The organism is Streptomyces malaysiense, assembly GCF_000980885.2.
In the GTDB taxonomy this organism is placed as follows: domain Bacteria; phylum Actinomycetota; class Actinomycetes; order Streptomycetales; family Streptomycetaceae; genus Streptomyces; species Streptomyces malaysiense.
In genome coordinates this window covers 1-665 of sequence record NZ_LBDA02000144.1, presented here as the reverse complement: position 1 = coordinate 665, position 665 = coordinate 1, and the positions used below count along the sequence as shown (strand labels likewise).

The 665-nt window shown below is 63.5% G+C and carries 1 protein-coding gene; it reads right to left on the bottom strand.

Going from position 1 to position 665, the window contains the following annotated elements:
* A partial coding sequence (locus tag VT52_RS36555) for a transposase (RefSeq protein ID WP_143070966.1) occupies positions 1 to 150 on the bottom strand: 150 nt, incomplete at its 3' end.
* Positions 151 to 665 lie beyond the last annotated feature (515 nt).

The following is a 665-nucleotide window of genomic DNA, read 5'->3' as shown; positions in this document are numbered from 1 at the left end:
CAGATCACGCCACGGAACACCCGTCCGAACCCGCCACCGAACTCCGTTGATCAACCGCCGCCGGTTCCCGGACCTGCGGCTCACGCCTGCCGCCGGCAGCAACGACTCCAGCACCGACCACTGTTCATCAGAAAGATCCCCACGCCCCACACCGTGATCATTACGGCGCGAGGCGTGGACCGGAACCCGATCTAAAACACGGCCTAGCCCGCCTGGTGGTCTCTGCTGCCGAACACCTGCACTCGGGCGCTGATGTGTCGTACGGCTTCTATCTGGAACGTCCCTCGTATCTGTCCCTGGCAGTGGTGACGTGCTCCCCGAATCGTGCGCTTCCTGGAGCGGCCTGCCCAGTCGCGTAGTCGAAACAGTGAAAGGCCCCGTCCGAATGAACGGGGCCTGCTTGGTTTGCCTAGAGCAGCGCAAGGAAGGGATTCGTGTCCCCGAGCGGTTCCGGTCGCTTCGGTTCCGGCGCAGGCTTGGGTGCTGGTCGGTAAGCGTCAAGCTGGACAACCGTTGCGCGGTTCTGTTCACGCTCCGCGCTGGCCGGCTGCAGCTCAGCGTGACGGGAAGTGTCCCGGTTCCTGTTGCTGTCCGTGCTGGCCGGCTGCGGCGCAGAGTTACCTCACGAACAACTTCTCAGCTACTGAGATTGAACTCGTGGTGTC